Source organism: Achromobacter sp. Root565, from assembly GCF_001427425.1.
Classification (GTDB): Bacteria; Pseudomonadota; Gammaproteobacteria; order Burkholderiales; family Burkholderiaceae_B; genus Achromobacter; species Achromobacter spanius_D.
This window is the reverse complement of the sequence record NZ_LMGO01000005.1, coordinates 305,678-330,854: the sequence shown is the minus strand read 5'-3', so window position 1 is coordinate 330,854 and position 25,177 is coordinate 305,678. Positions and strand designations below refer to the sequence as shown.

Here is a 25,177-nt window from a genome sequence, read left to right as displayed (position 1 = left end):
CAAAGCATGGAACAGGTACTTTTCATCGTCTGGCGCGAAAGCGTCGAAGCCCTGCTCGTGGTGGGCATCCTGTACACGTGGCTGCGCGCCACGCCGGAAGGCAAGCGCGGGCTGCCGTACCTGTGGGGCGGCGTGGCGGCGGGCCTGGCTCTGGCCGTGGCGCTGGCGCTGGTGCTGCTGGGTGTGTCGTCCTGGCTCAGCGATGAAGGCCAGGAATGGTTCCAGGCCATCATGTCGCTGGCCGCGTGCGCGCTGGTGGTGCAGATGGTCGTGTGGATGAAGAAGCACGGCCGCACGCTCAAGGGCGAACTCGAAAGCGGGGCGCGCGCCTCCGTGGCAAGCGACAACTGGTGGGGCCTGCTCGTGCTGGTCGCCATCGCCGTCGCCCGCGAAGGCAGCGAAACCGTCGTGTTTCTGTACGGCACGGTGTCGGCGGGCGAGGGCGGCAGCGACATGCTGATGCTGGCCGTCGCTGGCGTGGCCGGTTTTGCGGTGGCGCTGCTGACGTTCTGGCTGCTGCAGTTGGGCGGCAAGCTCATTACGTGGCGCCGCTTCTTCTTCGTGACCGAAATCCTGTTGCTGCTTCTGGCCGGCTCGCTGCTGGTGGGCGGCCTGGATCACCTGATTTCCCTGGATGTCCTGCCGACCATCGTGGACCCGGTCTGGGACAGCTCCTGGCTGCTGAGCGACAGCACGGGCGTTGGCAAGGTGCTGGCCGACTTCGCGGGGTACCGCGCACTGCCCGCGCTGTCCTCGCTGCTGTTGTGGGTGGCTTACTGGCTCATCGTCTGGGCGCTGCTGCGCTGGGCGGGCGGACGGCCCGCGCCCGTGGCCGCAGCCCGTGGAGCATCCTGATTCCGGTGTTTTCTCCGGACTGAATTTCTTAAGGTTTGACCATGGCTGCTGCACTCGGGAGGGCAACCTCCCGCATCGCCGACTTCCTCCGTGACCATGCCCCGCTGTTGCGCAAGCTGCAGTGGGGCATTGTCGCGTTGTACGCGTTCCTCCTCATCGTGCCCGTGCTGCTGCCGCTGCCCGACAACGCAGCGTCGGTGTTCAACAACCTGACCGTCGTGGCGCAGTTCGCGTTCTGGGGCGTGTGGTGGCCGTTCGTCCTGATCTCGATGCCGATCCTGGGACGCGCGTGGTGCGGCTGGCTTTGCCCGGAAGGCATGCTGACCGAATGGGCCAGCGAGCGCGGGCAGGGCCGAGCCATTCCGAAGTGGATGCGCTGGGGCGGCTGGCCGTTCGTGGCCTTCGCGCTGACCACGATCTACGGCCAGCTCGTCAGCGTCTATCAATATCCGCTCGCCGTGCTGGCGGTGCTGGGCGGGTCCACCGTGGCGGCCATGATCGTCGGTTGGCGCTACGGGCGCAGCAAGCGCGTGTGGTGCAAGTATCTGTGCCCGGTCAATGGCGTGTTCAACCTGCTGGCCAAGCTGGCGCCCTGGCACTTCAAGGTCGACGAGGAAAAGTGGCGGCATCCCGTCATCCGCATCGAACCCATCAACTGTGCGCCGCTGGTGCCGCTGCGCCACATGAAGGGCGCTGGCGACTGCCACGTCTGTGGACGGTGCAGTGGCTATCGCGGCGCCATTGCACTGACACCCCGCTCGCCCGAAGAAGAGATCGTGCACGTGGCCGACGGCGATCCGTGGCAGACGGCGTTGCTGTGCTTCGGCCTGATGGGTATTGCGATCGGCGCGTTCCTCTGGAGCGCCAGCCCGTGGTTCGTGACGGCCAAGCAGTGGGCCGCGACCTGGCTGGTCGAGCACGACATCCTGTGGCCGCTGATGGACAACGCGCCGTGGTTCATCCTGACCCACTATCCCGACGTGAATGACAGCTTCTCGTGGCTGGACGGCGCCGGCATTTTGCTCTTTGTCGTCGGCGCCACGGTATGCGTGGGCGGCGCAACGTTCCTGTCGCTGTGGATCGCCGACCGCATTGCGCCTGCCGCACCCGTGCCGCCGGCGCCCTTGAATTCTCATGCTGCCCATGCACCGGTATCGCGCTGGGGGCGGGCCGGCCTGCACAAGCTGGCGCAGGCGCTGATTCCGTCGGCCGGTATCGGCGTGTTCCTGGGCCTGTCCGCCACCACCATCACGCTGCTCAAGCATGAAGGCGTGCAGGCGGCCTGGGCGACGCCGGTCCGGTTCACGCTGCTGACGCTGGCGGTGTTGTGGACGCTGCGTCTTTACGCGCGACTGCTGAATGCGCGTCCGGTCGGCATGGCGCGCAAGGTTGGCGCGGGGCTGGTGCTGGCCGCGGGCCTCGCGCCGTTCTGCATTGCCTGGGTGCTGTTCTTCGCGGTCTGGTAAGCGTCCGCCCGGACGCTGCGATACAGTTGGGGACTGCGCCGGCGCCGCCGGCAATTTCCCTGACTGCTTTTTGCCATGACTTCCTACGCGTTCCGGCTTCTCAACGTATTTGCGTCTTCCACGTTCAGCGGCAATCAGCTCTGCGTGTTTGAAGATGCCCGCGGCATGGACGACGCCACCATGCTCAATCTCGCGGCGCAATTCAATCTGTCCGAAACCACGTTCATCCTGCCCTCCGAGCGGGCCGCCGCGCGCGTGCGCGTCTTCACGCCTGGGTTTGAAATGAAGTTCGCCGGGCATCCCGCCATTGGCACGGCGCAGGTCGTGCGCGACCTGCGGCAACCCGGCGACGCGTTGACGCTGGAATTTCAGGCCGGCGTCGTGCCTTTGTCCGCCAGCGGCGACGCGTGGACCTTCACCGCACCGTGTCCCGGCGGGGTGCGCACCGCCGCGCCCAAGTTGGACCCCGCCGGCATCGCCGGACTGGTGGGTCTGGGCGAAAGCGACCTGCTGGCCGACCCGATTTGGGTCGACACCGGCGCGGACCAACTGCTTGTGCCGCTCGCCAGTGTGGACGCAGTGCGCCGGGCCAAGCCGGACGCGTCGCTGCTCGGCCGCTGGCAGACCAGCAGCCTCGAGCGCAAGTCGCTGTATCTGTTTGCGTTTGACGAAGGCAATGTCCAGGCGGGCCGGCAGGTCGTCGTGGCCCGCTACTTCTATGCCACGCCGGGCGGTGCGATCAACGAGGATCCGGGCACCGGTTCGGCCTGCGCCAACCTGGGCGGCTGGCTGCTGCATCGCAAGGCTGCACTGTCGGCCAGCGTGCTGGTCGAGCAGGGCGATCAGACCGGCCGGCCGTGCCGCCTGCAACTGGATGTCTCGACCGACGGCCGCATCCAGGTGGGCGGACGCGCGCTCGAAATCGGCCGCGGCGCCGTCACGCTGTAGCGGGAAGCCGCTACCCCAAAGCGTGCATGCGAAATGGCCCCACGTGAAAACGGCGCCTGTGCTAAACACAGGCGCCGTTTTCAAATCAGGCGTCGATTGATTCGATGCCGTGATTACTTGCGGTTCTTGGCCGGATCAACCTTGATGTTGTTCTTGACCTGCTTCACGCCTTCGACGCCACGGGCGACCTTGGCGGCGTGATCCGCTTCGGCAGCGGTGCCCACGGTGCCGGTCAGCGTGGCTTCGCCGTTGTTGGTTTCGACGGCGATTTCCAGGGCGCTCAGCTGCTTGTCGGCAACAAAGGCGGCCTTGACCTTGGTGGTCACGGTGGCGTCGGACGCGTATTCACCCACGGACTGTTTCGGCTTGCCGTCATCGGCGGCAAAAGCCATGGAAGTGAAGACAGCCCCCGTACCCAGTGCGGCGGCGGCGATCAGCTTACGAATTTCCATAGTAATGCTCCTTTTTCTTGGTGTTCAGCGCGTTCGAGACGCTATGACAATCTAAAAACGTTCAGGTGCGAGTTCTATTTCTTGCGGAAGGCGCCGCCCAGAATGGACAGCAGAGCCAGGACCAGAAAGACGAAGAACAGGATCTTGGCAATCCCCGCGGCGCCGGCGGCGATGCCGCCGAAACCCAGGACAGCCGCGATGATCGCGATAACGAAGAAAACTACGGCGTAATGCAACATGTCAGCTTCTCCTGGTGGTTATAAGAATCAGGGATTGCGGTCGAAGAAGTCGCGGACTTCCTTTTGCGCCTCATCCTTGGTCTTGCCGTAGCGTTCCTGAATCAGACCTGCCAGGCGCTCGGCGTTGCCTTCGGTACGGGTCAGTTCGTCGTCGGTGAGTTCACCCCAGGCCGCCTTGGCCTTGCCCGTCAGTTGCTTCCACTTTCCGGCGATGATGTCGTTGTTCATGTGGTGACCTCTCTCTGGTTACGTGCGGCGGCAGGTTCATGGCCTATGAAGCTGCCGGGACGCGGTGTGTTGGGCACTGATCAGCTAGCTTCTAAGCTACGAGTCGCCCCCAGGGGCTGTCAAACGACGCTGTGGGGAAATGTAACTGCGCCGCCGTGGAAAATGCCCCGGGTTTGAGACGGGAAATCGCGTTCCGGGAGCAATCGGGTCGAGTTACATTTGAGCAACCATTTGACCCCTTTTGTGCGCGGCTAGTAACCGATCCGCTCTCGAAAGCCAGTGCTGGCGCGGCTGGCCGGGCAGGGCGCATGCCGGTATAGTCCACACGGAACCGGCTGGCGGTTCGACACGCAACGGGAGAAACACTCGCATGACGAAACGACTTTGCAGCGCCATCTTGCTGGCGCTTGGCGCCTTGGCGGCCGTGGGATGCACGCACGTGACGGACCGATATCAGGCCACGGCGCCCGTCGCGTCACCGCACGGCTAGCGGCGGCATAGCCGGACGAAAAAACGGGGCGCCTGGGGCGCCCCGTCCGCTTTGCCGCCGTGCCGCTCAGGGCTGGGCGATGCGCTTGGCGATGTGGTCCAGCGCTTCTTCCACCTGATCGACCAGGATCAGGCAGAGGTCGCCGGGATTCAGGCGCGCCAGCGCCGTGTCGATCGCCACGAATTCGCCGTGGATCTCGTCGATCTGCGTGGTGCGGCTGGCGCCCACCAGACCCTGCTGCAGCAGGGCCAGCACTTCGCCGTCCGCGCGGCCGCGTTGGCACTGGTCCTGGTAGAGCAGCACGTCGTCGAAGGCGGCGCCCAGGATTTCGGTCTGCATGCGGATGTCTTCGTCGCGGCGGTCGCCCGCGCCGCTGATGACGACAGAACGCTTCTTGGCCGGCATCGCATCAACGGCACGCACCAGCGCCTGGATGGCGTCGGGGTTGTGGCCGTAGTCGGCGATCACCGTGGCGCCGCGGTAATCGAACACGTTAAAGCGCCCGGGCGCCGTCTGCGCGTCATTGACGAACGTGGCCAGGCCGCGGCGCACGACATCCCAGCCCAGGTCCAGCGCCCACGCCGCCGCAATCGACGCCATCGCGTTCTCGACCTGGAACGTGATCGTGCCATTGCGGGTGAGAGGGATCTCGGCCAGCGGGAAGCGCACCTCATCGGCGCCTTGCGCCGCGACGATGGCATCGCCATCGCGGTAGACCGAACGCAGGCCCTGCGCGCGGTGCGTGGCCAGCACGGGATGATTGCGGTCTTCGGCGAAGTAGGTGATCGAACCCGGGCAGCTCGCGGCCATCTCGGCCACGATGGGATCGGCCGCGTTCAGCACCGCCATGCCCGACGGATGCACGTGCTGCACGATGACGCGCTTGACCACTGCCAGGTCCTCGACCGTGCTGATGTAGCCCAGCCCCAGGTGATCGCCCATGCCGATGTTGGTGACGATGGCGACGTTGCAGCGGTCAAACGCCAGGCCTTCGCGCAGGATGCCGCCGCGCGCGGTTTCAAACACCGCGGCGTCCACGTCCGGGTGCATCAACACGCTGCGCGCGCTGCGCGGGCCGCTGCAGTCGCCGGTGTCGATGCGCAGGTTGTCGACGTACACGCCGTCCGAGTTCGTCATGCCCACGCGGTTGCCGGCCGCGCCCAAGAGGTGCGCGGTCAGGCGGACCGTGGTGGTCTTGCCGTTCGTGCCCGCGACGGCCACGACCGGAATGCGGCCGTCGTCGCCATCCGCGAACATGTTGGCGATGATGGCTTCGCCCACCGCGCGGCCCTTGCCGAACGAGGGGTTCAGGTGCATGCGCAGTCCGGGCGCGGCGTTGACTTCCACGACGCCGCCGTGCTGGTCTTCAAGCGGGTACTGCACGGTCTCGGCGACCACGTCCACGCCGCAGATGTCCAGGCCGATCATGCGGGCCGCGGACACCGCGCGCGCCGCCATTTCGGGATGGACCTCGTCGGTCACGTCGGTGGCCGAGCCGCCCGTGCTCAGGTTGGCGTTGTTGCGCAGGAAGATCAGCGTGCCGGCGGGCGGCACGGAATCGGCGTCAAAGCCTTGTTTTTTCAGCGTCGCCAGGGCGATGTCGTCGAAACGGATCTTGGTGAGCGAGGTGGCGTGGCCGTCGCCGCGCAAGGGGTCGGCGTTGACCTGGTCGACCAGTTGGCGGATGGTCTGCTGCCCGTCGCCCGTGACCTGCGGGGGATCGCGGCGCGAGGCCGCGACCAGCGCGCCGCCCACCACCAGCAGGCGGAAGTCGTGGCCCGGAATGTAGCGTTCGACGATGACTTCGGAGCTGATCTCCTCGGCCACTTCAAAGGCCTGGATCACGCGCTCGCGAGTTTCGATGTTGACGGCAACACCGCGGCCCTGGCTGCCGTCGCGCGGCTTTACCACGACCGGGCCGCCGAGTTCCTGCGCCGCTTCCCAGGCTTCCTCGGCGGTGGTCACGGAACGGCCCATCGGCACCGGCACGCCGGCGGCGTCCAGGAGCATCTTGGTCAGGTCCTTGTCCTGCGCAATGGATTCCGAGATGGCGCTGGTCAGGTCGGTTTCGGCCGCCTGGATGCGGCGCTGCTTGCTGCCCCAGCCAAACTGCACCATGCTGCCCTGCGTGAGGCGGCGGTAGGGGATGTTGCGCGCCGTGGCGGCGTTCACAATGGAGCCGGTGCTGGGCCCCAGGCGCACGTCCTCATCCAGTTCGCGCAGGCGCTTCAAGGCGTCGGCAATGTCGAACGGCGTGTCGTCCAGCGCGGCGCGCACGAGTTCCTGCGCCAGTTCCATCGCCAGCTTGCCGACTTCTTCTTCGCTGTACTCGACCACGACCTGGAACACGCCCGGCTCGATGGTGGAGGCGGTGCGGCCAAACGTGACGGGGCAGCCGGCGTGCGCCTGCATCGTCAGCGCGACGATCTGCAGCACGTGGGCGATGGACACCGCGCCCTGATGACCTTCGGGGCGCAGCAGCCCGGTTTGCGGCAGCCGCGCGCGCAGGCGGGCTTCGAACTCGGGCAGGTTGTCGATGGAGCATTCGGCGTCGCCGCAGGACACGATGGCCTCGATTGCGGTGTTCTTGCTCCAAAGATTGGGGCCGCGCAATGCTCGGATACGGGAGACTTCCATGGCAGGGTTTCCTGTCGTCTGGCGCGCGTCCGCCGGGGGCGGCCGCGCGCGCAATAAGGTCAGTTTTGTTGGATCCAGCGGCGGACCAGGTCGATGGTCGGACCGGAGAACGCCTCGTCGGACTGAAGCAGGGCGAAGTCGCCGGCGCCGATGCCGTCCAGCACGCTGGCGATGGCCTTGCCGTGGTCGGGCTCGTCCTGGATGTCCTTGACGCGGCTGCCTTGCGCCAGGCCCTGGCGCAGCAGCGCGCGGGCCTCGCCGTCGGGGCGCTTGCTGCGCACGGTCGCGTCGTCATACAGAACCACGCGGTCGAAGGCGTCGCCAAGCAGCTTGCCCTGTTCGATCAGGTCCGCGTCGCGGCGGTCCGCGCCGGCCGAATAGACCGCTGCGCGCTGGGTGGCCGGAAACTGGCCGATGGCCGAGATCAGCGGGCGCAGCGCCGACGCGTTGTGCACGTCGTCGACCACCACCGTGGCGCCGTTGCGCTCGAACAGCGTGAACTGCCAAGGCGCGTCGGCCTGGTCGATGTCGAAGGTCTCGATGCCGGCGCGGATCAGTTCCACCGGAATGTCCAGCGCCCACGCCGAGCCCACGGCCGCCAGCACATTTTCAACCTGGAAGGCCACCCGGCCGCCGTGCGTCAGCGGAATGGCGGCCACGTCGGCCAGGCGTTCTTCCTGGCTGCCGTGCGCCAGCACGATGCTGCCGTCGCGCACGAACACCGCGCGTCCGTCCTGGGCCAGGTGCTGCGTAATGGCGGGCAGGGCGGGGTCGATGCCAAAGAAGATCACGCCGCCGTCGCAGAGCTCGGCCATTTCCACGACGCGCGGATCGCGTGCGTTCAGCACGGCCACGCCGTCCGGCAGGACCACGTCAACCTGCGTGCGGAAAACGTTGAACAGGCGTTCCGTTTCGTTGATGTCGAAGTCGCCGAGATGATCGCCGTCGTCGATGTTGGTGACGACGCCGACCTGGCAGCGGTCGTAGGCCAGGCCCTGGCCCAGGATCACGCCGCTGTCGTTCTCGATGACGGCGGCGTCCACGTTGCGGTTCATGAGCAGGCGCGTGCCCGACGCGTAGTCGGCGCGGTCGCCTTTCTGCACGAGACGGCGGTCCAGGTAGAGGCCTTCGCTGCACGCGAGGCCGGTGCGCTTGCCGGACAGGTGCAACAGGCGCGCCACCAGGCGGGCGACGACGGTCTTGCCGTTGGTGCCCGTCACGCCCACGATGGGAATGCGGCCCGCGTCGCCCGCTGGGAAGAGGTGGTCGACGATGGCGCGGCCCACGGGACGCGGCGTGCCGTCGGCGGGCTTCAGGTGCATCAGGAGGCCTGGTCCGGCGTTGACCTCGACGATGGCGCCGCGCTGTTCATCCAGCGGGCGCGTGATGTCTTCGGCCACAAGGTCCACGCCGGCGATATCCAGGCCGACGATGCGCGCAGCCAGCGTCACGGTGGCGGCTACGCTGGGGTGGACGCGATCAGTCACGTCGAATGCGACGTTGCCGCTGCGCTGCACCAGCACGCGCTGGCCTTCGGGCGGCACGCTCTCTTCCGACAGACCCTGGCGCGCGATTTCCAGCCGGGCGGCGGAATCCAGGCGCACGGGATTGAGCGGATGGTTTTCGGTGCGGCCGCGGCGCGGGTCGGTATTGATCTGGCTGTCGATGAGTTCGGTGATGGTCGACTTGCCGTCGCCCGTCACCCAAGCCGGTTCGCCGGCGGCGGCGGCCACCATCCGGTTGCCCACCACCAGCAGGCGGTGTTCGTTGCCCAGCACGAAGCGTTCGACGATGACGCCGCTGCCTTCGTCCACGGCGACGCGGTAGGCCGAGACCACTTCCTCGCGCGTCGTCAGATTGGTGAAGACGCCGCGGCCATGGTTGCCGTCGTAGGGTTTGACCACCACGGGCAGACCGATGTCCTCGGCGGCGTCCCAGGCGTCTTCCTCGCTTTCGACCAGGCGCCCTTCAGGCACCGGCACGCCGCAGGTCGACAGCAATTCCTTGGTCAGGTCCTTGTCGCGCGAAATGCCTTCGGCGATGGCGCTGGTGCGATCGGTCTCGGCCGTCCAGATACGGCGCTGGGCGGAGCCGTAGCCGAATTGGACGAGGTTGCCCTCAAAAAGGCGGATATAGGGAATATCGCGATCATCGGCCGCATCGACGATGCAGGCGGTGCTGGGACCGAGGCAGTGGCGGTCGACCAGGCTGCGCAGCTTGGCCACCGTGGCGGGCACGTCGAACGGCCGGTCTTCAATGGCGGCCATGACGAGGTCGCGCGCTTCGTTCAAGGCGGTGCGGGTGACCTGTTCCTGCCAGGCGCGCACGACGACCTTGTACACGCCGCGCTTGGAGGTCTCGCGCGCTTTGCCGAAGCCGCCGCGCAAGCCAGCCAGGTTCTGCAGTTCAAGGGTGACATGCTCGAGAATGTGGCCGGGCCACGTGCCTTCTTTCAGGCGGGCCAGAAAACCGCCGCGCACGCCGGGGCTGCATCGATGTTCGATAAGGGTCGGCAGCCATTCGGTCAGGCGCTCATAAAATCCGGGAATCGTGTTGGAGGGGTAGTCCTCCAGTTCGCCGATATCCACCCATGCTTCAAGGACCGGGCGATACGTCCAAATGTTCGGGCCGCGCAAAGCCACGACATCGATAAATTCAATGTCTTTCTTTTTCATGTTTTAATTTGCTCGAGAAGCAGGTTGGCACGCGCGGACGCCCCTATGCAAGACCGCGATTTTATTGGGGTTGCGCCTTAAGAATAATGCCAACGAGTGGGGGATCCCAGATATTCCTAATTAGAAAAATCGGCTGATACTATACGACGCCTTCATGGCGTGAACTCGTTGTGTTGTAAGGAAGGGACACGTTTGCCGCCGATGGCGTCAAACCGGTTGCCGCCTAGTAGGGCAGAGTCCTGGCCCGGTATGCGTTCCAATGAAAAAACCACACCTGCTTTCCGGCCTTGCCGACGCATTTCCTGCCCGCTGGCGGGATGAAATCCGCACCGAACTGGCGGATGACGAAACCCTACTGGCCTGGGTCGAAATAGACCTAGATCAGCGTTTGAAGTTCCAGCCGGGTCTGGTCGCCGTGACCGACAAACGGCTGATCGCCCGCCTTCCCGACGATTCCGCTTGGGAATCCTGGCCATACGGCCCTCAATTGAAGCTATCTCTCAGCGACCACGCCGGCGCCGCCGTGCTGGAGCTGCACGACGACACCGGCCGTCTGGGCGTCTGGCGATTCACGCTGGCTTGCAATCCCGCGGCGCTGCGGCTCTTGGCCCAGTTCGAAACCCAGCAGTCGATTCGTCTGTCGGGAAAACCGGCCGAAGCGCTCGAAGAACGCACCTGCACGATCTGTAATAACGTCATTCCCGCGGGCGAGGAAGAATGCCCGACGTGCAACCAGGAACAGGCCGCGCCGTCGACCACGTGGGCGCTGCTGCGGTTGTGGCGTTTTGCTCGGCCATATCGCGGCCCGTTGTTTGCCGGGTTTCTGCTGACGCTGCTGGGCACCGCGGCTACGCTGGTGCCGCCGTATCTGACGATGCCGCTGATGGACGATGTGCTGATTCCGTTCCAGAACGGCGCGCCCATCGATTACGGCCTGGTGCGGCTTTATCTGGGCGGCCTGCTGGGATCGGCCATTTTGGCGTGGGGATTGGGTTGGGCGCGCACCTATATTCTGGCGTGGGTCAGCGAACGCATCGGCGCGGATCTGCGCACCACCACTTACGCGCACCTGCAGCAACTGTCGCTTGAGTATTTCGGCGGCAAGCGCACCGGCGATCTTATTTCTCGCATCGGCAGCGAAACCGACCGCATCTGTGTATTCCTGTCGCTGCACCTGCTGGACTTCGCCACCGACATCCTGATGATCGTCATGACGGCGGTTATCCTGATCAGCATCAATCCGTGGCTTGCGCTGGTCACGCTGGTGCCGCTGCCGTTCATCATCTGGATGATCCACGCCGTGCGCGACCGCCTGCGGCATGGCTTCGAAAAGGTCGACCGCATCTGGTCCGAGATCACGAACGTGCTGGCCGACACCATTCCCGGCATCCGCGTGGTCAAGGCATTTGCCCAGGAAAAGCGCGAGGTCGCGCGCTTCCGCGAAGCCAACAACCGCAACCTGGAAGTCAATGATCGCGTCAACACGACCTGGTCGCTGTTCTCGCCGACGGTCACGCTGCTGACCGAGGTGGGCCTGTTGGTGGTGTGGATTTTCGGCATCTGGCAGGTGTCGCAAAGGCAGATCACCGTGGGCGTGCTGGCCGCGTTCCTGGCGTATATCGGGCGCTTCTACCTGCGCCTGGATTCCATGAGCCGCATCGTGTCGGTCACGCAGAAGGCTGCCGCCGGCGCCAAGCGTATCTTCGACATTCTGGACCACGTGTCCAGTGTGCCGGAACCGCAGAACCCCGCCAAGCTGCCGCACATCAACGGCCGCATCGAACTGCGCGACGTGGGCTTTCGCTATGGCAACCGCCAGGTCATCCGCGGGTTGAATCTGACCATCGCGCCGGGCGAGATGATCGGGCTGGTGGGCCACAGCGGCTCCGGCAAGAGCACGCTGATCAACCTGATCTGCCGCTTCTACGACGTGTCCGAAGGCGCGGTGCTGGTGGATGGCGCCGACATCCGTTCGGTGCGCGTGGCCGATTACCGTCGCAATATCGGGCTGGTGCTGCAGGAGCCGTTCCTGTTCTTTGGCACCATCGCCGAGAACATCGCCTACGGCCGGCCGGACGCCACGCGCGACGAGATCGTGGCCGCGGCGCGCGCCGCGCACGCGCACGAATTCATCCTGCGCCTGCCGCACGGCTACGACTCGCTGGTGGGCGAACGCGGTCAGGCCTTGTCCGGCGGCGAACGCCAGCGCATTTCGATCGCGCGCGCCCTGTTGATCGACCCACGCATCCTGATCCTGGACGAAGCGACGTCGTCGGTGGACACCACGACAGAGAAAGAGATTCAGAAGGCCCTGGACAACCTGGTCCGTGGCCGTACCACCATCGCAATTGCGCACCGCCTGAGCACGCTGCGCAAGGCCGACCGGCTGGTGGTTCTGGACCGCGGCCAGATCGTGGAGCAGGGACCGCACGAAGAACTGATGGCCCGCGAGGGCGCCTACTATCGCCTCTATCAGGCGCAGGCGCGCCAGGCGGAAGCCGACGCCCAGTCGTCGGGCAGCGAAGACATGGCCGCCGTGGCCTGACGCGGAAACGGGATTCTCGCCATGACCTTGCCGTTCTTTCAATTGCGCCGCAACGCCTTCGGACGCCTGGAGTTCCAGTCCGCCGACGGCGAATCGCACGAAGGCGTCATCCCGGTGCGCGCCTTCCCGATCAGCGAGGCGGGCCGCGGACTGTCGCTGGTGACCACCGACGGGCACGAGCTGCTGTGGATCGAACACCTGTCCGACGTCCCCGCCGAGCCGCGCGCCCTGATCGAAGAGGAACTCGCCAGCCGCGAGTTCATGCCCGAAATCCGCAAGCTGTCCAGCGTGTCGACCTACGCCACGCCCAGCGTCTGGAAGGTGGACACCGACCGCGGCCCGACCTCGTTCACGCTACGCGGTGAAGAAGACATCCGCCGCCTGTCCCCCCAAACGCTGCTCATCGCCGACAACCACGGCATCTTCTATCTGGTGCGCGACATCCAGTCGCTGGACAAGCACAGCCGCAAGCTGCTGGACCGGTTTCTCTGACGGTTTAGGCGGTGTTTCTTAAGTCGGTGTCAGACACCCGGCGCCGTCTTTCTTAAGTCGGTGTCAGACACCTGGCGGGACGCGGCTTCAGCCTGCGCGTGCGGTTCAAGGGTGTCAGACACCTGGCAGAGGGGCGTGCGATTCATAGGGGGCAGACACCTGGCAGAGGGGTGTCGCACACCAGGCAACACTCTCAGGTGTCTGACACCCTGCAGAGACGGCCTTCAATTCGCCCGTGCGAATCATGGGTGTCTGACACCGCCGCCAGCATCACTCACCCCGACCCTTGAACGGCGTGTGCGATTCCAGCTCGCCTAAATAGTCCGTCACCGCCGCGGTTTCCTCGTCCAGGAAGTTCTGGATCGCCTCGGCGAAACCCGGATGCGCCACCCAGTGCGCTGACCACGTTGGCGTGGGCAGCAAGCCGCGCGCCATCTTGTGTTCGCCTTGCGCGCCGCCTTCGAAGCGTTCGATGCCATGCGCGATGCAATAGGCGATGGACTGCATGTAGCAAGTCTCGAAGTGCAGCCCGGGCACGTATTCCGTCGCGCCCCAGTAGCGCCCATACATCGCGTTGCCGCCCGCCAGGTTGAGCGCCGACGCGACCGGCACGCCATCGCGCTCGGCCAGGATCAGCACGAAAGCATCGGGCTGGTCGCGGTGCGCCTGCTCGAAGAACTCGCGGCTCAGATAGGGCGGGTTGCCGTGGTCGAAGTAGGTGCGGCAATAACAGCCGTAGAAGAATTCCAGTTCGTCAGCGCCGATCTCGCCGCCGCGCAGCCAGCGGAAGGTGAGGCCCGCCGCGGTGACCTTCTTGCGGTCCTGGCGGATCTTCTTGCGCTTGTCGTGGCTCATGGCGGCCAGGAACGCGTCGAAGTCGGCATAGCCTGCGTTGGTCCAGTGGAACTGCACGCTCTCGCGGATCATGAAGCCTGCCTCCCGCAGCGCGCGCACGTCGGCGTCAGCGGGAAACAGCAGGTGCAACGACGACACGTTGACCTCTTCGGCAAACGCGACCAGCCCGCGCACCAGTGTCGCGCGGTCTTCGTCGTTGGCGGCGAGCAGCCGCGGGCCGGTGACTGGCGTGAACGGGATGGCCGACAACAGCTTGGGGTAGTAGCGCATGCCGTGCCGCTGGAAGGCATCGGCCCACGCGTAGTCGAACACATACTCGCCGCGCGAATGCGACTTCAGGTAAAGCGGCACCGCGCCCGCCAGCACGTCGTCACGCCACAGCGCCAGGAAATGCGGCGCCCAGCCCGTCTGGCGCGATGCGCAGCCGGTGTCGTGCAGGGCGAGCAGAAAGGCGTGCCGCAAAAAGGGTTGGTCTCCGGCCAGCGCGTCCCATTGCCGGGCGTCGATGCGGGACAGATCGGTTTCCAAGGTAAGGCGCAGGGGATCCATCCGCGAATGATAAAGTCTTCGGGATCGCATGGCGTGCAAGCCATGGCAATGACAGGGATTTGAGGCGTCCACGCGGCGCCCGGGAACGACGGCAACATGGACAGCAGCAAGACTGCCCCCGGCGGGCAGAAGGACGATATGTACGGCATGCGCGAGCAGGCGCTGGCTGCGTTGGCCGCCACGGCTTGGCCCGATAAGCTGGCGGGCGTGCGCGCCATTGCCGACGACGCCCGGCTGGATTGCGAGCGGGTCCTTGCGCCCATCGCCGGATTGCCCGGCCGCCCGCCACGGCCAGAACTGGTCGCGCCGGCCGAGGTCCGCCATCGATCCATGGCCACGCAGGAAGGCAGGGCGGCGCTCCTGCACGCACTGGCCCATATCGAATTCAACGCCGTGAACCTTGCGCTGGACATCATGTGGCGGTTTGCCGGCATGCCCGAGGCGTTCTACCGCGACTGGCTGCGCGTCGCGCGCGAAGAAGCGCTGCATTTTGATTTGCTGCGCCAGCGGCTGGACACGCTTGGCGTTGATTACGGCGACTTCCCCGCGCACAACGGATTGTGGGATATGGCCGAGCGCACGCAGGACGACCTGCTCGCGCGCCTGGCGCTTGTGCCGCGCACGCTGGAAGCGCGCGGCCTGGACGCGTCGCCCATGATCCGCAACAAGCTGGCGGGCGCGGGAGACTCGGAAAGCGCCGCCATCGTCGACATCATCCTGCGCGACGAGATCGGCCACGTCGCCATCGGCAACCATTGGTACAAGCAGCAATGCGCGCTGGCGGGCAAGGAGCCGGTGGCCTGCTATGCCGAACTGGCGGCGCGCTATCAGGCGCCGCGCCTGCGCGGCCCCTTCAACCTGGAGGCGCGGCGCGCCGCCGGATTCGACGACGACGAGCTTGCCGCGCTGCAGGCCGGCTAATAGGAAGACGGGAAGATGGACATCACAATCGACGCGCTGCTGACGGGCGCCTTGCGGCCGCTGGGCGATTCGGGACGCGACAGCGGCATCGACAAGCATCCGGTCGGCGAGCGGCGCTGGCTGGGTCTGGAAGGACTGGATGGGGACGCGCAGGCAGACCGGCGCTTTCATGGCGGGCCGGAAAAGGCGCTGCACCATTACGCGCGCGACCACTATCCTGCCTGGCTGCAGACGCTGGGCGAACGCGCGGTGCTGCGCGCGCCGGGCGCCTTCGGCGAAAACATCTCCACCACCGGCGTGACCGAAGGCGACGTGTGCGTGGGCGACGTCTATCGCGCGGGCACCGCGTTGATCCAGGTGTCGCAGGCGCGCCAGCCGTGCTGGAAGCTGGATCACCGGTTCCAGCACAAGGGCATGGCCGCGCAGGTGCAGGCCAGCGGCATGACGGGCTGGTACTACCGCGTGCTGCAGACCGGCTGGCTGGCGCCGGGCGACACGTTGACGTTGCACAAGCGCCTGCATCCGCAATGGTCGCTGGCGCGCGTGCAGGACATCCTGAACCGCCGCGTGCTGGACCCGGATGTGCTGCACGCGCTGGCGGCATTGCCGGAGCTGTCGCCGAACTGGCGCGCGCTCTTTGAAAAGCGCGCCCGTGCCGGCGAAGTCGAAGACTGGACGCGGCGCCTGCAAGGCGATGCCGCGATCGCACCTCCCAAGGAATCCCAAGCATGAAATTCCTGTTGCGCCGCGCGCGGCCGAACACCGCTGTAACCCGCGTGCTGATGGCCGCCGCCGTGACGACCGCCGCGCTGATCCTGCCGGCACCCGCGGCGCTTGCCGCCGGCGACTTTGCTGCTTGCCTGTCGCAGCTGCGCGCGCCCGCCTTGAAGGCCGGCGTGTCGGCGGCGACCTTCGACACGCACACGGCGCAGCTTGCGCCCGATATGGCGGTCATCGGCCTGCTGGACGCGCAGCCGGAGTTCAAGACGCCCATCTGGGACTACATGGCGGGCCTGGTGGATGACGAGCGCGTGGCGGACGGGCAGGCCGGCATGGCGCGTTGGCAGGCAGACCTGGACCGGGCGTCGCAGCGATATGGCGTGGACCCGGCCACGATTGCCGCGGTGTGGGGCGTGGAAAGCAATTTTGGCCGCACGCTGGGCGGACGGCCGCTGCTGACGTCCTTGTCCACGCTGTCGTGCTATGGCCGGCGCCAGGCGTATTTCCGGGGCGAATTCTTCTCTACGCTGAAGATCATCCAGGACGAACACATTGCGCCCGAGCGCCTGGCGGGCTCTTGGGCCGGCGCGTTCGGCCAGACCCAGTTCATGCCTTCTACGTATCTGCGGCTGGCGGTGGATTTTGACGGCGACGGCAGGCGCGATCTGGTCGACAGCGTGCCGGACGCGCTGGCGTCCACGGCGAATTTTCTGAAGCGCGCGGGCTGGAATGCGGGAATGGCGTGGGGCTACGAGGTCAAGCTGCCCGCGAAACTGGACACCTCCGGCGCGGGCCGCAAGAACAAGCGCCCGATGTCGTCGTGGGTGAAACAGGGCGTGACGCGCGCCGATGGACAGGCGCTGCCAGGCGGCGATACGCCGGCCGGTCTGCTGCTGCCGGCAGGCCGCAATGGTCCGGCGTTTCTGGTGACACGAAATTTCGACGCCCTGTACTCCTACAACGCCGCCGAAAGCTATGCGCTGGCCATCGCGCATTTGTCCGACCGCCTGCGTGGCGGCGGCCCGCTGCTCCAGGCCTGGCCCACGGACGATCCGGGGCTGTCGCGCGCGGAAAGGCGCGAATTGCAGCGCCTCTTGATCGCGCGTGGCTACGATCTGGGCGAGCCCGACGGCATGATCGGCGCCCGTACGCGCCAGGCGTTGCAGGCCGCCCAGCGCGAACTCGGCCTGCTGCCGGACGGGCGCGCGGGCCAAAAGGCGCTGAAGGCGCTGAAAGCGTCGACGCCCGCGCCGGCGACCTGAACCAAAAGCACTATTCGAAAGCATGACCCGCCCACGCGATTTACAACTTTTTCAAAGTCGTCGCGGGCGGCAACAGCATTGCCGCACACCGCGCTTTTCATCGGCCTATACTGATTTCCCGACTTTTTCAGGAGCGCGGCAATGAGCCTATTGGACACTTTGGCCTCGATGGCCGGTGGCGGTCAGCAAGGCGGTTCGGCCTCGCTGCTGCCCGCGTTGATCGAGCAACTGAACAAATACCCGGGCGGTCTGACCGGTTTGATCGCCAGCTTTCAGAAGGGCGGGCTGGGCGAAGTGGTGGCGTCCTGGGTGGGCACGGGCCAGAATCTGCCCGTCAGCGCTGACCAGCTCGGTTCCGTGCTTGATCCCGGCGTCGTGAACGAACTGGCGGCCAAGACGGGGCAAGACACCACCTCCGTGCTGGATTCGCTGTCGGCCCTGCTGCCGCAACTGGTCGACAAGGCCACGCCGGAAGGCGCGGTGCAGCCCGGCCAGCAATTCAATCCCGCCGACCTGCTGGGCTCGCTGTCCGGCCTGTTCGGCAACCGCGGATAAAGGCTGGGCAGTCTCCTGATACCTCCGCAGCTCAAATCCCCCCTGCGCCGGCGCCTGTTCCAGGCGCTGGCGTTAAGCGCCCTGGCGCCGCTGGCGGCATGTTCGCCGCCGCTTTCCCTTAACGCCACCTTCCTGCAGCTCTGGCGCAGTCACGCGGACCTGACGCCCGAAGACTGGCGGCTGCGGCTGCGCAGTTTCCGGCGGCTGGGCTGCCGCGAGATCTTCCTGCAGTGGACCGGCCTGGAAGGCGGGCGGCCGGACGACTGGATGGCCCCCCAAGCGCTGCTCGGCACGCTGTTCGACGAGGCCGCGCATCAGGGCATTGGCATCCACGTGGGCCTGCCGTACGACCAGCGCTGGTGGGACATGCTGGCCCGCGCCGACACGCCCGCGCTGGCCGCCTTTCTGGACCAGACGCGCGAACGTGGCGCCGCGTACATGCGGGGGTCCGGCTGGAACCAGCGCCGCGCCTTCCGCGGATGGTATCTGCCGTACGAACTGGAACAGTACAACTGGGCTTCCGCCGAACGGCAGGCGCTGCTGGTGCCATGGCTGGATGCGTTGTCGCGCGCGTCGCAAGAGACCAGCAGCAGCGTGCCGTGCATTTCCACGTATCACAGCCGCCTGCCGGGTGATGGGTCATTGATGAAGTTGTGGAGCCATATCCTGGACCACGTGGGCATACACCCCATGATCCAGGATGGCGTCGGCGTGGCCGGGCTGGAGAACCTGCGGGCGCTGGAACCGTTGCACGACATGCTGCTGGCTCGCCACGCGTCTTTCGACCTGATCCTGGAACTGTTCGAGGAACTGCCGTCGGGCGCCACGGACGGCTCGACCTTCAAGGCCCGTTCCGCTGATTTTGAGCGGGTGCGCGAGCAGTGGGAGGTGGCGCGCGGCTACGGCGCCAAGCGCATCGTGGCCTTTGCGCTGGACCCGTGGGTCATCGACGATACACCGGAGGCGCGCGCGCTGATGCAGGCCTGGATGGACGCGCGGCTCTGAAGTGGGCCTCTGAAGTTCGCCGCGTCAGTTGAAGCTGCGGCCGATGATCTCCAGCATGACCTCGTTGGTGCCGCCAAAGATGCGCAGCGCGCGCGCGTCGGCCCAGGCGCGGCCGATGCCGTATTCCGCCATGTAGCCATAGCCGCCGTAAAGCTGCAGCAGATCGTCCAGAATGCGGCCCTGCATTTCGGTGGCATTGAGCTTGGCGATGGCTGCCGTTGTGGCGTCCAGGTCGCCTTCCATCATGCGCGCCAGGCAATCGTCCAGAAAGACGCGCAGCATCGCGCTCTGCGCGCGCGCATTCGCCAGCTTGAAGCGCGTGTTCTGGTAGTCGATGACGCGGCGCCCGAACACTTTACGATCGCGCGTGTATTGCGCCGCCTGTTCCAGCATGCCTTCCTGCGACGCCGCCGCACGCAGCGCAATGGCCAGGCGTTCACGCGCCAGTTCGCGCGTCATGATCTCGAACGCATTGTTCAGCGGACCCAGCAGGCAATCGGCGGGCAGGCGCACGTCGTTGAAGAAGAGCTCGCAGGTGTCCTGACTGTGCTGGCCGATCTTGTGCAGCGGCGCGCCCTTCGTGTAACCCGGCAGGTTTTCATCGACACAGAACAGCGACAGGCCGCGCGCGCCCAGATCGGGATCGGTGCTGGCCAGCACGATGGCCAAGCCCGCATTTATGCCGTTGGTGATGAAGGTCTTCTGACCATTGAGCACGAAGTGTTCGCCGTCGCGCCGCGCGCGCGTGCGCACCGCCTTCAGATCGCTGCCCGCATCCGGCTCGGTCAGCGCGATGGCGCCGATGGTCTCGCCGCGCGCCATGGGAGGCAGCCAGCGCTGCTTCTGCGCGTCGGTGCCGACGTTCAGCAGATACGGCGCGACCATGTCGGAGTGGATGGAAAAGCCGATGCCCAGGAAATTGGCGCGGGCCAGTTCCTCGATCACCACGGCCGAATGCCCGAAGTCGCCGCCCGCGCCATACGGATCCGGCACCGCGCAATTGAGCAGCCCCTCATCGCCGGCCCGCCGCCACAGCGCGCGCGGGGTCACGCCTGCGTCTTCCCATTCGGCATAGCGGGGCGCGATTTCGCTCTCGATGAAGCGTTTGACCTGGTCGCGGAAGAGTTCGTGGTCGTCCCGGAAAACGCGTCGCATGCTGGTCTCCCTATTTCTTGTAGGCGTCCGTGCTGCTGGTCTGGCCACGCAGCATGGGGGCTTCGGGCGTGCCGGTCAGGAACAGGCTGTAGTGGTCGCCCGGCTGCAAGACCGGCAGCGGCAGCGCCTGCGACACGGCCGTGCCGCAGCTGGCGGCCAGCGTCGCGCTGACCGGATTGATCGCGCGCGCGGCGGACGCGCCGGGCTCGACGTTCTTGAACAGGACCGGGCCCGACGGACTGACGGACATCTGGCCGGCGGGGCAATCCGTCGCCAGGTTGTAGAAGCGCAGCTCCGCCTTCAGCGCGTCCTGCGCGCCGGCGTTGTCGTCGATGACGCTGAACGACAGCCTGCCGCCGTCGCGCCGCGGCACCAGCGTGCTGAACGTGTCGGGCGCCACCTGCAGTGTGCCGGCGAGCTTGCCGTCGATGCGCACGTCGAAGGGCTGATTGCCCTTCACGATGGCGTAGGTGGTGGCCTGCTGGTCGGGTCCGATCTCCTGGACCGGGCCCTGCGCGACCTGCGCCTGCAGTGGATTCACGTGCGGATTGACCACCCGCACGAACGAAGAACCCGCCGGCGGGCGGGCGGCATAGAGCTGGGCCAGCACGCCTTCGGCGGCGGCACTGGCGGCGCAGGCCGCCAGCGTCACGGCAAGGGCGAGGCGTAAGGGTGTGCGAGTCATGTTTGCGGCTCCGGTTTCCTGCTCAGGCGCGTTTCAAGATAAATACGTTCGAGCTGCCTGCGGTCCGCTTTGTCCGTGCTGGTGGTGGGAAAGCGCGGGCACGCCACCAGCTCAGAGGGAATCATGTACGGGGGCAAACGCCGGCCGAGCGTGACCTTCCAGTCCGTCAGATCGGCGGGCAGCGGTTGCAAGCCTGCGGCAGGGGCGTGCGAACCCTGGCCGTTTGCTACGGGTTCGACGAAGCCGATCAGCCGGACGATGGCGCCGTCGGGGCGGCGCAGCGCCACCGTCGCGCCGGCGCGCACGCCGGGCAGGGCGGCGATGGCCGCGTCGATCTCCGCAAGTTCAATGCGGTAGCCATGCAGCTTGATCTGATCGTCGATGCGGCCGCGGAAGGTCACGAGGCCCTGCGCGTCGATCTCGCCCAGGTCGCCGCTGCGATAGCCGCGCTTGCCGTGGCGCGTGAACATGCGCGTGGCGTTCAGATCGGGGCGGTTCAGGTAGCCGCGCATGACGTGATCGCCCGCGATGCTGATCTCGCCGTTTTCGATGAAGACCTCGGCATAGGGCTTGGCGCGGCCAATGGGAAATGGATTCGGCGCTGCCGCGCGCAACGCCGGGTCGATCTCGACCCAGGTGGTCGAGCAGGTCGCCTCGGTCGGGCCATAGGAATTGACGATGCGCGCCTCCGGAAAGCGTTGCCACAGTTCCTCGGCCAGCGCGGGCGTCAACGATTCGGCGCCGAACACGAAGACGCGCAGGTCGGGCAGGTGGGTGTGGTCGAACTCGGGGTTGAACAATTGCTGCCGCACGAACGAGGGCGTGGAGGCCCAGACGCTGATGCGGCTGTTGGCCAGATATTGCACAAAGGCGTCGCGCTGTGCGATGGTCTCGCGCGGGCACAGCACGCAGGTGCCGCCCAGCGTCAGCGCGCCCACCCAGTTGAAGAGCGAAAAATCGAAGCTGAACAGCATCTGATCCATGAAGATCGGCGACGCGCCCAGCGCGAGACAGTCGCGGATCCATCCCGCAAAATGGCCCATGCTTTCGCGGCCGATCTGCACGCCTTTCGGGTCGCCGGTGCTGCCCGACGTGAACATGATGTAGGCGAGGCCCTTTTCTTCCAGCGACGTGCCCTGGCCGCCCGTGGAAACGAAATGTGCGGCCTGCGCGTCGTAACGCAGGCCCGCGTGCACCAGCTCGCCGATGCGTGCGATGCGCTCGGGCGGATTGATGATATCCACCGGCACGAAAGGCACGCCCAGCCGCAGGCAGCCCAGTATCGCCACGAGAAACGCCGTCTCCTTGTGACCGGAAATCACCAGCGGCGTATCGGGTCGTGCGCCCGCTGTTCGCGCTGCCTGCTCCCAGGCCTCGGTGGCGGCGCGCAGCGCGCGCCACGACGTGGCCCCGCGCGCGTCCACGACCGCGATGGCGTCCGCGCCAGCCTGTGTGTCCGCGAAATCGAACGTGTTGAAGTCGAAGCGCATGGTCCGGCCCTCCCGTGGCTGCGCGCTAGGCGCCGCGGCGTTCCGCGATGAATGCTGCCAGCGTATGCACCGATTCCAGATGCACGTCGATCTCGGTGGGCGGGATCTTGCAGCCGAACTCGCGCTCGACCGCCAGCGCCACGTCGACGGCGGCCAGCGAGTCGACCAGCCCCGATTCGATCAGCAACGTGTCCGGGTCCACCTGCGTGAGGATGATGCCTTCGACGAGTTGCGCCACTTTGGTTTCGATAGCGTTGATGTCCATGTCTTGCTCCGCGACCCCGCAGGGTCAAAATTGGAAATAGAGAAACCGGGCTTCCTTGTGCAGGTTGACCAGGCAGAAAGCCAGCAGCACCAGCATGACCGCCATCCACGCCAGGTTGGGGCGCCAGCGCAGGTAGGGTTGCGGGGCCTCATTGGGCTTGAACAGGGCGGGCGACCAGCGGCCCAGGATCTGGTGCGAATTGGGCGCGAACCACGCGATGCCCAGCAGCACGACGGCATAGATGAGCTGCATGTGGTGGCCGGCGATGACGCGCCAGGCGTCGCCAACGGCCAGACCCGCGACATGAGCGGACATATCCAGCGACTCGATGCCGCGCGCGCCCGTCATGCCCTGCACCAGCAGCATTGCATCGCCCACGCCGTGCGCGCGGAAAAATGCCTGCGCCACCAGCACCGCGACAAATGTGATCAGCACGCACAGCGCGCGCGTGGTGGCCCGCGTGTTGCGCGCTGCGGCCGGCTTGCGGCCCACGACGAATATCCGCCAGGCATGGTTCACCGACAAATACATGGCGTGCAGCAGCCCGAACACCACGAACTGGAAGCCCGCGCCATGCCACACGCCCGCCAGCGTCATCGTGAACAGCGTGGGCAGCACGATGCTGCCGGCAAAGCCGCCCAGCGTCTTCAGCCCGGCCGAACCCACCGGCAGCTCGCGATTCGTGCGCCACTTGTTTACGGCCACCGCCACGGGGTAATACAGATACGCGGTGATGTAGCGCGTCAGCGTCATGTGCCAGCGCGCCCAGAATTCGATGATGTTGCCCGCCTTGTAGGGCGAGTTGAAATTCAGCGGGAAGCGGATGCCGAACATCTTGGCCAAGCCCAGCGCCATGTCCGAATAGCCTGAGAAATCAAAGTAAAGCTGGAGCGCATAGCAGAGGCTGGCGCCCCATGATCCGAAAAACTGCAGCTCACCCGGCGCCGCGAACCCCGCATCGGCGTACGGCGCGATGCCGTCGGCCAGCAGCACCTTCTTGGCCAGGCCGATCACGAACAGGATCGCGCCCACAGACAGGTTTTCGGCCTTGAACCGGTAATTCTCCGGCTGCGCGAACTGCGGCATCATTTCCTTGTGATGCAGGATCGGGCCGGCGATCAGGTGCGGAAAGAACGTCACGAAGAGCACGTAGCTCAGCAGGCTGCGTTCCTTCACCACGCCCGCCTTGCAGTCCAGCAGATAGCCGATCTGCGTGAACGTGAAGAACGAGATGCCCAGCGGCAGGATGATGTCGTCTACGGTTGCCGCCGTCATGCCCAAGTCATTCAGGAAGTTGAGCAGCGTCACGAAATACTTGTAGTGGAACAACAGCGCCAGGTCGGCGCCCACGCCCAGTCCCACGATCAGGCCCTGCAACCGGGGGCGTGCGGCGTTGTGCAGGATCAACTGGCTGACCAGGTAGTTGAAGGCGATGGAGCCGGCCAGCAGCACGACGAACTGCGGATTCCACCAGCCGTAGAAGACCAGCGAGGTCAGGCACAGCCACAGCGCCGCCAGCCGCACGTTCAGCCGCCCTAGCGCGTAGTACGCCGCCAGCGTCACGGGCAGGAAGATGAATAGGAACAGGTAGGAGTTGAATAGCATCTTGGTCCGCTACGGGATGCGCGCCAGCAGGGCTTGTTCGTCCGCGGTCAGCGGCAGCGACAGGGCGTTCTCCGAGAATTCCCAGATCACGAGCTTCAGGCTGGCGGGCCACTGCGCGCGCTGTCCCAGCGCCATCGTCAGCGCACCCGAGAACTGCCCGCCATCCAGGCTCATGTTCCAGACCTCGCGGCCCAGGCCCATGCCCAGGCGCTCCCCGAACTGGCTGCGGCGGCCATTGGAGGTGCCCGCCAGCAGCACCTGAACCGGCGGCGGCTCATCCAGGAGGCCGCCGCTGCGCACGGGTTCGATCTTTGCCTCCGAGACCTGCTCCAGGTCCGGCCGCCATCCGGGTGGCGCGTTTTCCAGGCCCGCCAACACGATCAGGTCGCCCATGCGCGGCTGCGGCGCAGAGGCCGGTTCCGTCTTGAACGCCTGCGTGCTCTTGCCGTTCAGAAGCGGCAACGCCGCCTCGGCCACGCGTGCGGCGGCGGCCTGCGCGCCTTGCGCATTCATGTGCACGTCCGTGCGGAAAAAGCGGGGCGCCGGGGCCGCCAGCAGCGCGTCGCGCAGGTCCACGAAGGGCACGCCATCCGCGCGCAGCGCCGCTTGCCAGGTGTCCAGCGTTTGGCGCATCGGTTGCGACACCGGCAGACCGCAGAGTTGGGCGGATTCGATGCGCGACTTGTCGGGCACCGCGACCACCAGCACCTGCACTTGCTTGGCGCGCAGTTCGCGCACCCAATGCCGCATCAGGCGCAGGCGTTCGTCAAAGACGTGCACGCCCGGCGGCGGCCGCAGTCCGTCGCGGTAGAACAGCCAGCCGGGGCAGCCCATCGCGACCTGTTCGCCCAGGTCGCCGAACAATCGATAGCGCAGCGCGGCGTTCCAGGTGTCGACATCGGCCTGGCGCGGCAAGGCCAGCGCCTTGTTCAGCGCGGCGCCCGCCGAGCCATCCAGCCACGCGGACGGTGACATCGCGACGGCGCCGACGCGCGCCTGCGCCAGGCGCCAGCCGCCCCACCCCAGGCCGACGGCCAGCAGCACGGCGACCACCCAGGCGGTCAGCCGGTGGCCGGCGGACGG

At 66.4% G+C, this 25,177-nt stretch carries 22 protein-coding genes; 10 read left to right on the top strand and 12 right to left on the bottom strand.

All coding sequences use genetic code 11. The features are described 5' to 3' along the window. The first annotated feature begins 6 nt into the window (after window positions 1-6). The 3 genes from ASD71_RS18175 (at window position 7) to ASD71_RS18165 (ending at window position 3,269) form a co-directional block, all read left to right on the top strand. Complete coding sequence (locus ASD71_RS18175) at window positions 7-855, top strand: FTR1 family protein (protein WP_056567746.1); 849 nt, start codon at window positions 7-9, stop codon at window positions 853-855. A gap of 41 nt (window positions 856-896) precedes the next feature. Next, complete coding sequence (locus ASD71_RS18170) at window positions 897-2,321, top strand: 4Fe-4S binding protein (protein WP_056567743.1); 1,425 nt, start codon at window positions 897-899, stop codon at window positions 2,319-2,321. 75 nt (window positions 2,322-2,396) lie between these two features. Continuing rightward, a complete protein-coding gene (locus tag ASD71_RS18165) occupies window positions 2,397-3,269 on the top strand; it encodes a PhzF family phenazine biosynthesis protein (protein WP_056567740.1) in 873 nt (290 codons plus the stop codon). A gap of 113 nt (window positions 3,270-3,382) precedes the next feature. On the opposite strand, the gene ASD71_RS18160 is transcribed toward ASD71_RS18165, so the two are convergent. The 5 genes from ASD71_RS18160 to cphA (ASD71_RS18145) all read right to left on the bottom strand — a co-directional run bounded on the left by ASD71_RS18160 (window position 3,383) and on the right by cphA (ASD71_RS18145) (window position 9,990). Continuing rightward, complete coding sequence (locus ASD71_RS18160; protein WP_056567736.1) at window positions 3,383-3,721, bottom strand: BON domain-containing protein; 339 nt, start codon at window positions 3,719-3,721, stop codon at window positions 3,383-3,385. A gap of 74 nt (window positions 3,722-3,795) precedes the next feature. Next, on the bottom strand, window positions 3,796-3,960 hold the full coding sequence (locus tag ASD71_RS27750) for a DUF1328 domain-containing protein (RefSeq protein WP_006389411.1): 165 nt from the start codon (window positions 3,958-3,960) through the stop codon (window positions 3,796-3,798). A 27-nt stretch (window positions 3,961-3,987) separates the two neighbouring features. Beyond that, window positions 3,988-4,188: a CsbD family protein gene (locus tag ASD71_RS18155; protein WP_006218180.1), complete on the bottom strand. Its 201-nt coding sequence runs from the start codon at window positions 4,186-4,188 to the stop codon at window positions 3,988-3,990. Between the two features lie 556 nt (window positions 4,189-4,744). Then, window positions 4,745-7,315, bottom strand: a complete 2,571-nt coding sequence (gene cphA / locus ASD71_RS18150) for a cyanophycin synthetase (protein ID WP_056567733.1) — start codon at window positions 7,313-7,315, stop codon at window positions 4,745-4,747. Window positions 7,316-7,374: 59 nt separating this feature from the next. Beyond that, window positions 7,375-9,990, bottom strand: a complete 2,616-nt coding sequence (gene cphA, locus ASD71_RS18145) for a cyanophycin synthetase (protein ID WP_056567731.1) — start codon at window positions 9,988-9,990, stop codon at window positions 7,375-7,377. A gap of 259 nt (window positions 9,991-10,249) precedes the next feature. Between cphA (ASD71_RS18145) and ASD71_RS18140 the strand changes: the two genes are divergently transcribed. Both ASD71_RS18140 and ASD71_RS18135 read left to right on the top strand, forming a co-directional pair. Continuing rightward, window positions 10,250-12,535 carry an ABC transporter ATP-binding protein gene (locus tag ASD71_RS18140; protein ID WP_056567728.1) on the top strand — a complete coding sequence of 762 codons (2,286 nt, stop codon included), beginning with the start codon at window positions 10,250-10,252 and terminating at the stop codon, window positions 12,533-12,535. 21 nt (window positions 12,536-12,556) lie between these two features. Then, window positions 12,557-13,027 (top strand): DUF1854 domain-containing protein, encoded by a 471-nt coding sequence (locus tag ASD71_RS18135; RefSeq protein ID WP_056567726.1) that lies wholly within the window; start codon window positions 12,557-12,559, stop codon window positions 13,025-13,027. Between the two features lie 270 nt (window positions 13,028-13,297). Here ASD71_RS18135 and ASD71_RS18130 read toward each other — a convergent pair whose 3' ends face one another. After that, complete coding sequence (locus tag ASD71_RS18130; RefSeq protein WP_056567722.1) at window positions 13,298-14,431, bottom strand: GNAT family N-acetyltransferase; 1,134 nt, start codon at window positions 14,429-14,431, stop codon at window positions 13,298-13,300. A 96-nt stretch (window positions 14,432-14,527) separates the two neighbouring features. On the opposite strand from ASD71_RS18130, the gene ASD71_RS18125 reads away from it, so the two are divergent. The 5 genes from ASD71_RS18125 (at window position 14,528) to ASD71_RS18105 (ending at window position 18,894) form a co-directional block, all read left to right on the top strand. Continuing rightward, the gene (locus ASD71_RS18125; protein ID WP_056567719.1) at window positions 14,528-15,352 is read left to right on the top strand and encodes a ferritin-like domain-containing protein; all 825 of its coding nucleotides are present in this window, start codon (window positions 14,528-14,530) and stop codon (window positions 15,350-15,352) included. Between the two features lie 15 nt (window positions 15,353-15,367). Beyond that, window positions 15,368-16,084, top strand: a complete 717-nt coding sequence (locus ASD71_RS18120) for an MOSC domain-containing protein (protein WP_056567716.1) — start codon at window positions 15,368-15,370, stop codon at window positions 16,082-16,084. Between the two features lie 50 nt (window positions 16,085-16,134). Next, entirely contained in the window at window positions 16,135-17,334 is a 1,200-nt protein-coding gene (locus tag ASD71_RS18115; protein WP_369818986.1) for a lytic murein transglycosylase, read from the top strand. A gap of 141 nt (window positions 17,335-17,475) precedes the next feature. Continuing rightward, a complete protein-coding gene (locus ASD71_RS18110; RefSeq protein WP_056567711.1) occupies window positions 17,476-17,889 on the top strand; it encodes a YidB family protein in 414 nt (137 codons plus the stop codon). A 3-nt stretch (window positions 17,890-17,892) separates the two neighbouring features. Next, a complete protein-coding gene (locus tag ASD71_RS18105; protein ID WP_156395224.1) occupies window positions 17,893-18,894 on the top strand; it encodes a DUF4434 domain-containing protein in 1,002 nt (333 codons plus the stop codon). A gap of 24 nt (window positions 18,895-18,918) precedes the next feature. On the opposite strand, the gene ASD71_RS18100 is transcribed toward ASD71_RS18105, so the two are convergent. From ASD71_RS18100 to ASD71_RS18075, 6 genes are read right to left on the bottom strand one after another with little or no spacing between them, the layout of a single operon-like run. Continuing rightward, on the bottom strand, window positions 18,919-20,049 hold the full coding sequence (locus tag ASD71_RS18100) for an acyl-CoA dehydrogenase family protein (RefSeq protein WP_056567705.1): 1,131 nt from the start codon (window positions 20,047-20,049) through the stop codon (window positions 18,919-18,921). A 10-nt stretch (window positions 20,050-20,059) separates the two neighbouring features. Next, a complete protein-coding gene (locus tag ASD71_RS18095; protein WP_056567703.1) occupies window positions 20,060-20,734 on the bottom strand; it encodes an alginate O-acetyltransferase AlgF in 675 nt (224 codons plus the stop codon). Then, window positions 20,731-22,224, bottom strand: coding sequence for an AMP-binding protein (locus tag ASD71_RS18090; protein WP_056567700.1), 1,494 nt, complete (start codon window positions 22,222-22,224; stop codon window positions 20,731-20,733). Before ASD71_RS18090 ends, ASD71_RS18095 begins: the two co-directional genes overlap by 4 nt. Window positions 22,225-22,249: 25 nt before the next feature. Beyond that, the gene (locus tag ASD71_RS18085; RefSeq protein WP_056567696.1) at window positions 22,250-22,489 is read right to left on the bottom strand and encodes an acyl carrier protein; all 240 of its coding nucleotides are present in this window, start codon (window positions 22,487-22,489) and stop codon (window positions 22,250-22,252) included. Window positions 22,490-22,513: 24 nt separating this feature from the next. Then, window positions 22,514-24,094 carry an MBOAT family protein gene (locus ASD71_RS18080; protein ID WP_056567693.1) on the bottom strand — a complete coding sequence of 527 codons (1,581 nt, stop codon included), beginning with the start codon at window positions 24,092-24,094 and terminating at the stop codon, window positions 22,514-22,516. A gap of 9 nt (window positions 24,095-24,103) precedes the next feature. Then, window positions 24,104-25,159, bottom strand: a complete 1,056-nt coding sequence (locus ASD71_RS18075) for a cell division protein FtsQ (RefSeq protein ID WP_056569431.1) — start codon at window positions 25,157-25,159, stop codon at window positions 24,104-24,106. Window positions 25,160-25,177 lie beyond the last annotated feature (18 nt).